Origin of the sequence: Kamptonema sp. UHCC 0994 (assembly GCF_029167235.1) — a bacterium.
Classification (GTDB): domain Bacteria; phylum Cyanobacteriota; class Cyanobacteriia; order Cyanobacteriales; family Microcoleaceae; genus Kamptonema.
In genome coordinates, this window is sequence record NZ_JARFTR010000312.1 from 1 (window position 1) to 7769 (window position 7769).

At 42.2% G+C, this 7769-nt stretch carries 10 protein-coding genes; 2 read left to right on the forward strand and 8 right to left on the reverse strand.

Annotated features, from left to right (window positions below; translation table 11 throughout):
• Positions 1–85: 85 nt before the first annotated feature.
• A complete protein-coding gene (locus PY364_RS28645; RefSeq protein ID WP_275571104.1) occupies positions 86–910 on the reverse strand; it encodes a hypothetical protein in 825 nt (274 codons plus the stop codon).
• 72 nt (positions 911–982) lie between these two features.
• On the opposite strand from PY364_RS28645, the gene PY364_RS28650 reads away from it, so the two are divergent.
• Positions 983–1144 carry a hypothetical protein gene (locus tag PY364_RS28650; RefSeq protein ID WP_275571105.1) on the forward strand — a complete coding sequence of 54 codons (162 nt, stop codon included), beginning with the start codon at positions 983–985 and terminating at the stop codon, positions 1142–1144.
• Between the two features lie 34 nt (positions 1145–1178).
• On the opposite strand, the gene ureC is transcribed toward PY364_RS28650, so the two are convergent.
• The 7 genes from ureC to PY364_RS28685 form a co-directional block, all read right to left on the reverse strand.
• Positions 1179–2948, reverse strand: coding sequence for an urease subunit alpha (gene ureC / locus PY364_RS28655; protein WP_275571106.1), 1770 nt, complete (start codon positions 2946–2948; stop codon positions 1179–1181).
• The gene (locus PY364_RS28660) at positions 2945–3958 is read right to left on the reverse strand and encodes a DUF91 domain-containing protein (protein WP_275571107.1); all 1014 of its coding nucleotides are present in this window, start codon (positions 3956–3958) and stop codon (positions 2945–2947) included. The genes ureC and PY364_RS28660 overlap by 4 nt, the downstream gene beginning before the upstream one ends.
• Before the next feature lie 48 nt (positions 3959–4006).
• Positions 4007–4318 carry an urease subunit beta gene (locus PY364_RS28665; protein ID WP_275571108.1) on the reverse strand — a complete coding sequence of 104 codons (312 nt, stop codon included), beginning with the start codon at positions 4316–4318 and terminating at the stop codon, positions 4007–4009.
• Between the two features lie 23 nt (positions 4319–4341).
• Complete coding sequence (gene ureA / locus PY364_RS28670; protein ID WP_275571109.1) at positions 4342–4644, reverse strand: urease subunit gamma; 303 nt, start codon at positions 4642–4644, stop codon at positions 4342–4344.
• A 5-nt stretch (positions 4645–4649) separates the two neighbouring features.
• Positions 4650–4988, reverse strand: a complete 339-nt coding sequence (locus PY364_RS28675; protein WP_275571110.1) for a DUF86 domain-containing protein — start codon at positions 4986–4988, stop codon at positions 4650–4652.
• Positions 4975–5304 carry a nucleotidyltransferase family protein gene (locus PY364_RS28680; RefSeq protein WP_275571111.1) on the reverse strand — a complete coding sequence of 110 codons (330 nt, stop codon included), beginning with the start codon at positions 5302–5304 and terminating at the stop codon, positions 4975–4977. Before PY364_RS28680 ends, PY364_RS28675 begins: the two co-directional genes overlap by 14 nt.
• Positions 5305–5393: 89 nt before the next feature.
• Positions 5394–6284: an urease accessory protein UreD gene (locus PY364_RS28685; protein WP_275571112.1), complete on the reverse strand. Its 891-nt coding sequence runs from the start codon at positions 6282–6284 to the stop codon at positions 5394–5396.
• A gap of 256 nt (positions 6285–6540) precedes the next feature.
• Here PY364_RS28685 and fmdA point away from each other — a divergent pair, with 256 nt between their 5' ends.
• Positions 6541–7716 carry a formamidase gene (fmdA, locus tag PY364_RS28690; protein WP_275571113.1) on the forward strand — a complete coding sequence of 392 codons (1176 nt, stop codon included), beginning with the start codon at positions 6541–6543 and terminating at the stop codon, positions 7714–7716.
• Positions 7717–7769 lie beyond the last annotated feature (53 nt).

The following is a 7769-nucleotide window of genomic DNA, read 5'->3' on the forward strand; positions in this document are numbered from 1 at the left end:
GCGAGTGCGATGGCAGTATCTCTAGTCTAATTAGTAGTCGTAACGCCGCCCTCTGGGCGGTAAAATAACCGCCCAGAGGGCGGCGTTACAAAGAAAAGTTATCTGATTGTAGGGGAACTGCTAATTCAATTTCCTCGCACCGCTGCAATAAAGCTTCGATTTCCTGGGCTAAAAAAATTACTTCTGGCCAAGAGGAACCGCTGACCAAATCTTGAGCGTGAGCTAACTTATTTCTCAAAGCTTCCGCTGATTTCAAAAAACGCTCTCCGTAGCGCTTAGATTTAAGTGCCAATCGCTCAATAACCTGTGACGATGAGAGAATTAAATCCCGCTTGTCACAAAATTGGAGATAATCAAGTAAATCAATAGCTTCATTTCTAGCTCGTCCCTGTTCCCAGAGATTTTTTGCAGCTACTACTCGCTCCTTTTTAAGGAATTGTTGCCAAGAATCATGGGGGTAATAAATGCGGATTAGCCGTAGTAGATTCATTTCTAAAAGTGTCACCAATCCAAATAGCAACATTCGCACAGGTGCTTTCTGCAAGTCACCGCAGGTGACAATACCGCTAATGCGGTTGCTTTCCAAGACAAATAATCTGGATTTGTCCCGCAATAGGGGCAACAATTCCATCAACGGAGTAGAAGCGGCGATTAATTCCGATGGGTGAAAAATTTGCTGGAAGTCGCCGCATTTGCCTTGGCCAAGAAGCGATCGCACAATATAGCCAGAAACCACGCCTCGATCTTCGATACCAAGGACATCATAATCGTGAGCTTCCATCCAAGGTAGTAAAATCGCTGCATCTGCGTCGGCGGGGACAGATTTAAGGGTTTCAGCGAGATATTTAACTGTAATGCTGTCCTTGAAAAGTTCCCGCAGATCCGCAGAACTCGACTTTAGTTGTTTCATACTTACCCGAAATCAGACTTTATAGCAACCGCCAAGGCGGTTAGGGGCTAGGGGCTAGGGGCTAGGGGAAGCGTGAAAGAAGGGAAAGAAGGGGAAGAAGGGGAAGAAGGGAATAGAATCAGCGAGTTTGGTGGAACTCAGAACGTCCTAACTGCCAAGAAGGTTGCTATATTACACAAAATAAATTCTATAGTCCGCGAAGGCGGACTTTGTTTGTGCAGCCGCGATTTCTAATCGCCAGGAACTAATAGCAATTACTAATCACCGATCAAAACAAAAAATACCTCTGGGCCATTGGCAAAACTGTTGCCGGTTCACAAGTTAATAATTCCCCATCTGCCCTCACTTCATAAGTTTCTGAATCGACTTCCATTTGAGGCAAAGAATCATTCAATTTCATGTCTCTTTTAGTGATTTTTCTCGTCCCCGAAACAGCTAAAGTTTGTTTTTGCAAACCTAACTGCTTAGCAATATCATTTTCTATGCCAGCTTGAGAAACAAAAGTAAAAGAAGTTGCGGCCAGAGCACCTCCAAAACTGCCAAACATCGGTCGCATATGCACGGGTTGAGGTGTAGGAATACTCGCATTAGCATCTCCCATTTGGGAATAGGCGATCGCACCTCCTTTAATCACTATTTCTGGTTTAACACCAAAAAATGCCGGCTGCCACAAACATAAATCTGCTAATTTACCCTCTTCCACAGAACCAACGTACTGAGAAATACCGTGAGTAATCGCCGGATTAATCGTGTATTTGGCAATATATCGCTTAGCCCGAAAATTATCATTAACCCCCCCTATTTCCCCCCCTTGGTAAGGGGGGGTTAAGTCTATCCCCCCCCCTTGATAAGGGGGGGTTAGGGGGGGTAAATATCCTCGTTGCACTTTCATTTTATGCGCTGTTTGCCAAGTGCGAATAATTACTTCCCCGACTCTTCCCATCGCCTGAGAATCGGAAGAAATCATGCTAAATGCACCTAAATCGTGTAAAATATCCTCAGCCGCAATGGTTTCTCTTCTAATTCTTGATTCAGCAAAAGCCACATCTTCAGGAATGCCTCGATCTAAGTGATGACAAACCATCAACATATCTAAATGTTCTTCCAATGTGTTGACAGTGTAGGGACGAGTGGGATTAGTTGAAGAGGGTAAAACATTAGCTTGACCGCACACTTTAATAATATCAGGTGCGTGTCCGCCGCCTGCACCTTCGGTGTGATAAGTATGAATTGCCCGATTTTTAAAAGCGGCAATTGTTGCTTCTACAAATCCGGCTTCATTGAGAGTATCGGTGTGAATTGCTACTTGTACGTCGTACTCGTCAGCAACACTTAAACAAGTGTCAATTGTGGCGGGTGTAGTTCCCCAATCTTCGTGCAATTTTAAACCCATTGCACCGGCATTAATTTGTTCAATTAATCCTTGGGGTTGACTGCTATTTCCTTTACCTAAAAATCCGAGATTAACTGGGAAAGCGTCGGCAGCTTGCAGCATTCGGTAAATGTGCCAAGGGCCAGGGGTACAAGTAGTCGCATTTGTCCCTGTTGCCGGGCCTGTGCCGCCGCCGATCATGGTGGTAATTCCTGATGCGATCGCGACTTCAATTTGTTGGGGACAAATAAAGTGAATGTGGCTGTCAATTCCCCCCGCAGTCAGGATCATCCCTTCGCCGGCAATGACTTCTGTGCCGGGGCCAATAATGATATCTACGTTGTCTTGAATATATGGATTGCCGGCTTTGCCAATTTTATCAATTTTGCCGTTTTTAATGCCGATATCTGCTTTGACAATTCCCCACCAATCTAAGATTAAAGCATTAGTAATTACGGTGTCAACGGCTCCGTCAGCGTTAGAAATGGGGGATTGTCCCATGCCATCTCTGATGACTTTACCGCCGCCAAATTTGACTTCATCGCCGTAATTTGTGAGGTCTTGTTCTACTTCAATAAATAATTCTGTATCTGCTAGGCGGATGCGATCTCCTGTTGTTGGGCCAAAGGTTTCTGCGTAGGCGCGGCGATTCATTCTGTAACTCATATTAATGCACTCCTTACTTCATTTAATTTTGCCACAAACTTGTTGACTTGTTCTTCTGTTTTAAAGAATCCTTCGGCAACTGAACCAGACCACTCTGCTTGCCATATTTGCTCATAGTTAGGTAACAGAGTAATTAATGTTTCTACATCAATTTTCAAATAGTCTGAAAGTCGATCTGTGTATATCTTAAATTTGAGACCATCGTTAGGTGTGCTTTCAGTTAGCAAGAGATTTAAGATAACTTGGCTATTTTGACCTCTTCCCTTCAATGCCAGACCTTTTGTGGTTGTATTCATCCAAAATATCTGTGGTATAAGTCCGTTGTAAAGCAGTCTATAAAGTTTGCCTAATTCATTGCCATCTGCTATTTCAGCTAATTGCTCCTCAGTTAAGTTTGGATTTCTTTTGCCTCCTCCTGTATTTGGCTTTCTTTCAGCATCAATCAAAAATTTTCTGGCTAATAACTCCCTACCACTAGACTCACGAAAATACTGGAATGTTGCGACATTGATTCTCACACCATAAGTTTCTGATAAGTATTGAATAATCCTTTCAGAACTACTATCTATCTGTGCAGCTACAATTATAATATTGTGTTGAGCATTCAAAAGATCGGGTAATTCTGAGCTAAATTTATCGCGGAAAGCATTTTCTAAGTTACTACCATTTTTAATCAGCAGATAAGTATTGGCAATTTCTGTAACTCTCTCGTTTGATAAATCTTGAACCCATGAGGCATAATCCAAAGCTTGTGCTGTTACTTCTCTGGCTGTTTTGTCCTTTTTTAACTCAACAATGACTAAATCTCCATTTCTATCTATACATAAAAGGTCAAGTTTGCCACCATAATCAGTAATCACTTGCCTGCCAATTACTAAGAGATCGTCTGCTAGGATTGAGATATCATTATCGAGCCAGGTTTCTAAACGAGATTCTAAGTCTAATTTAGATTGAGTAATTTCATTCAATTGATCCTTTGATATTTCCCAGAGTCTAATTTGATCGGGCATAACGTATTATACTCCTACTAATCATTTATTTTGAAATTGGCAGAAGTCTCATCCATCTAATTGACCGTTAATTTTACCATTAAATCCATAAACTTGACGACTCCCCACAAAAGGTACTAAATTAACTTCTCGCTCGTCTCCGGGTTCAAATCTAACTGCTGTCCCAGCGGGAATATCTAAACGCATTCCTTTAGCCAAATCTCGCTCAAATTCTAAAGCTTCATTCACCTCAAAAAAGTGATAGTGAGAACCGATTTGGATGGGACGATCGCCTGTATTTGCAACCACTAACCGTACAACAGAACGACCTGCATTCAGTTCAATTTCTCCCTCTGCAACAATCATTTCACCTGGAATCATATTCACCTCTTTTTTCTATTTATTTAACGAATTGGATCGTGGACTGTGACAAGTTTTGTGCCATCAGGAAATGTGGCTTCAACTTGTACTTCATGTACCATTTCTGCAATGCCTTCCATCACATCTTCCCGCGTCAAGAGAGTTGTACCATAACTCATTAAGTCTGCGACAGTGCGGCCGTCTCTCGCGCCTTCTAAGATGGCGGCGGAAATATAGGCGATCGCTTCTGGATAGTTCAATTTTACACCTCTTTCCTTACGTCGCTCTGCTACTAGAGCAGCGGTGAAAATCAACAATTTGTCTTTTTCTTGCGGTGTTAGTTGCATCTTTATTACTCCGATGGAATTATTTTCTCAAGTTCGGCTATTAATGGCGGTAAATCATCCGTAAGCGTCTTCCATACTACATCGAGTTTGATATCGAAATAGCCGTGAATAAGACGATTTCTCATGCCAATGATTTGTGGCCAGGGAAGTTGTGGTAATTCGGCCTGACGCTCTCTTGTAATATTAGCAGCAGCCTCACCGATTATTTCAATACATTTGACCAAAGATAGTGTTAGCATCCGGTCAGTGTCCAGGTCACTTCTGGTTCTGTTTTCGGCAAATGAAATTGCCTCTTTTGCTGCATCCAGCATATGATGCAAACGAGTCTCATTATCTATAAACATATATTACCTCTGCTGAATTAACAACTTTTTCCCGGAAATAGCGGCTTAATTCCTCCGCAGTTCGCAAATCCACTTTTCGCCCCAATATTTCAGTTAGCTCAATTTCCATTCCTGCTAACCCAAAAAAACCGGGGCATTTCTCTTGCATAAATTCTACCAGCACATCAACATCACTATCTGGTCTAAAATCACTCCGCAAGACTGAGCCAAAAAGTGATAGTTTACTAATGTGGTTTTTCTGGCAAAAATCAGCGATCTGATCCTCACTAATCTTAATCGGAAGTTGCTGGTATTTTTCTTGGGATACTATTTGCATATTGTGGTCATCAATAATTATCTGATGATATTATATCATCTGGTTCTTGACAATAATTAAAAGTTGTGTCAAAATTTGAAAACATAATGCTAGTTTGGCCATACTCTTGGCAAACAAATAGCGCGATCGCGCCCAGACAGCCGCAACAATTCCCAAACCCCAATTAACCAACGTCTCGCCGCCGCCGTCGATGAACCACGATATCGGCATAATAAGCCATTTGTGAGCCTCGTAACCCCTGCTGATAGCTGAATTTGTCCACTCTTACCCTCATCGAAAAATGGCGTATTCTGCCAAAGCAATCGCGCCTTTTCCACAATCTCCCCAGTCACTGGTTGACCCACCCAAGCAAGACTAGCAAGAACTGGATATCCCCCCAAACCGTGCGGACTGGTAAGCATTTCTTCACCTTTGACTACTTGTCGATCGATCCATAAAGGATGACCTTGCTGCCAGACTTCAACGTGCGATCGCCACTCTCCCGACACAAATCTTTCCCCCCTAGCCGTGCGCCCAAATCGCGTAATTTCCCACAGTAAAACACTCGCTTCTGGCTCTAATTCTACCCGCAAATCTTGACGATAAATTGCGCCATTGAAGACAATTGTTTCCTGTGGTAGCCATTCTAAATAAGCATCTTTGGCAATTTTTATTTCAATAGTTTGCCTAGCTTCTAAACCGCTACTGCGATAAATTTTACCAGCCGCCGCCGTAGTTATTAAAGTTTTAGCATCCGGTTCCAACTGAAAATTCATCGAAAGGCTATCCCCTCCCACAACGCCTCCAGCCGTATGCAAAATCACGCTGTGACAAACCTTTTTTCCTTCAGGATAAAACGGACGCTGCACCTTTAATGGCGCTTGTACTTCATTGTGAATAATTTGAGTTGTATCGTTGCGGTAAGCATAGGATAAATTAAGATGACCTTGCCATCCTTTGACAATTTGATTTGCCGCTTTTTCAGTTAATAATTCAGTCATTAATGATTGGAGTTTGAAAATAACTATCTTAATATTAGCAAAAGTAAGTCTATAAATATAGCTGCGAGAATATCTACCTTTTAGGTAAACCCACCCCTACTAGCCAATTTACCTTTGCCTATAATGATAATCATTATCTCAAACAATCTTATTTATAATTAAACTTATTTTGTAAAAAAAGTTACATTCGTTAACTTTAAAATCAGTAAAGATGCCTCTACAATGTAAAAATCACTAACTAAAGGGGTGCAGATTTATGCCTCAAGTTCTCTTCAAAGTTGACTTGACTAAACCAATGTCAGAACAGGAATTAGTGGGTCACAATCGATGGCATCCCGATATTCCCGCAGTTGCTTCTGTTAATCCTGGTGATGTATTTCGGATCGAATGTAAAGACTGGACAGATGGGCAAATCAAAAATGATGATAACCCCAATGACATTCGCGATGTAGACTTAACAGTAGTGCACGTTTTGAGCGGGCCAATTTACGTTAACGGCGCACAACCTGGGGATATTCTTGTTGTAGATATCCTTGATATTGGAGCTTTACAAGGTGATGAATGGGGATTTACAGGGATTTTTGCTAAAGAGAATGGCGGCGGATTCTTGACCGAACATTTTCCAACTGCTGCTAAAGCAATTTGGGATTTACAGGGCATTTATACCAGTTCGCGACACATTCCTAATGTCAGATTTGCTGGCATTACTCATCCCGGTTTAATCGGCTGTGCTCCTTCTCAAGAATTGCTGAATACATGGAACCGCAGGGAATCGGAACTGGTAGCAACAAATCCAGATCGAGTACCACCTTTAGCAGCACTTCCTAACCCACAAAATGCCGTTTTAGGATCTTTAAAAGGCGCAGAATTTGAGCGCGTAGCAGCAGAAGCCGCACGCACTGTACCGCCACGCGAACACGGCGGTAATTGTGATATTAAAAACCTGTCACGGGGTTCGCGAATTTACTTCCCAGTTTATGTCGAAGGCGCGAAACTTTCGATGGGAGATATTCACTTTTCTCAAGGAGATGGCGAAATTTCTTTCTGCGGTGCAATTGAAATGTCTGGCTATATTGACCTCCACGTTGATATTATTAAAGGTGGCATGGAAAAATACGGGATGGTCAACCCGATTTTCAAGCCCGGCCCAGTGGAACCTCGCTACTCTGAATACCTAGTTTTTGAAGGTATTTCTGTTGATGAATTTACGGGTCAGCAGTATTATATGGATGCTCATGTTGCCTATCGACGGGCTTGTTTGAATGCCATTGAATACCTGAAAAAATTTGGCTTTACTGGCGAACAAGCATATCTTTTGTTAAGCTGTGCGCCCGTTGAAGGTAGAATTAGCGGCATAGTTGATATTCCTAATGCCTGCTGCACTATTGCTATCCCGACGGAAATTTTTAACATGGATATTTTGCCATCTTAATTAGTAGTAAAAACACGGAAAACGTAACGCCGCCCTCTGGGCGGTTAATCAAC

Bases quoted from the DNA above. Each gene is read 5' to 3' on its own strand.
- PY364_RS28645 (WP_275571104.1), bottom strand. From the start codon at position 910: ATGAAACAACTAAAGTCGAGTTCTGCGGATCTGCGGGAACTTTTCAAG.
- ureC (WP_275571106.1), bottom strand. From the start codon at position 2,948: ATGAGTTACAGAATGAATCGCCGCGCCTACGCAGAAACCTTTGGCCCA.
- PY364_RS28660 (WP_275571107.1), bottom strand. From the start codon at position 3,958: ATGCCCGATCAAATTAGACTCTGGGAAATATCAAAGGATCAATTGAAT.
- PY364_RS28665 (WP_275571108.1), bottom strand. From the start codon at position 4,318: ATGATTCCAGGTGAAATGATTGTTGCAGAGGGAGAAATTGAACTGAAT.
- ureA (WP_275571109.1), bottom strand. From the start codon at position 4,644: ATGCAACTAACACCGCAAGAAAAAGACAAATTGTTGATTTTCACCGCT.
- PY364_RS28675 (WP_275571110.1), bottom strand. From the start codon at position 4,988: ATGTTTATAGATAATGAGACTCGTTTGCATCATATGCTGGATGCAGCA.
- PY364_RS28680 (WP_275571111.1), bottom strand. From the start codon at position 5,304: ATGCAAATAGTATCCCAAGAAAAATACCAGCAACTTCCGATTAAGATT.
- PY364_RS28685 (WP_275571112.1), bottom strand. From the start codon at position 6,284: ATGACTGAATTATTAACTGAAAAAGCGGCAAATCAAATTGTCAAAGGA.
- fmdA (WP_275571113.1), top strand. From the start codon at position 6,541: ATGCCTCAAGTTCTCTTCAAAGTTGACTTGACTAAACCAATGTCAGAA.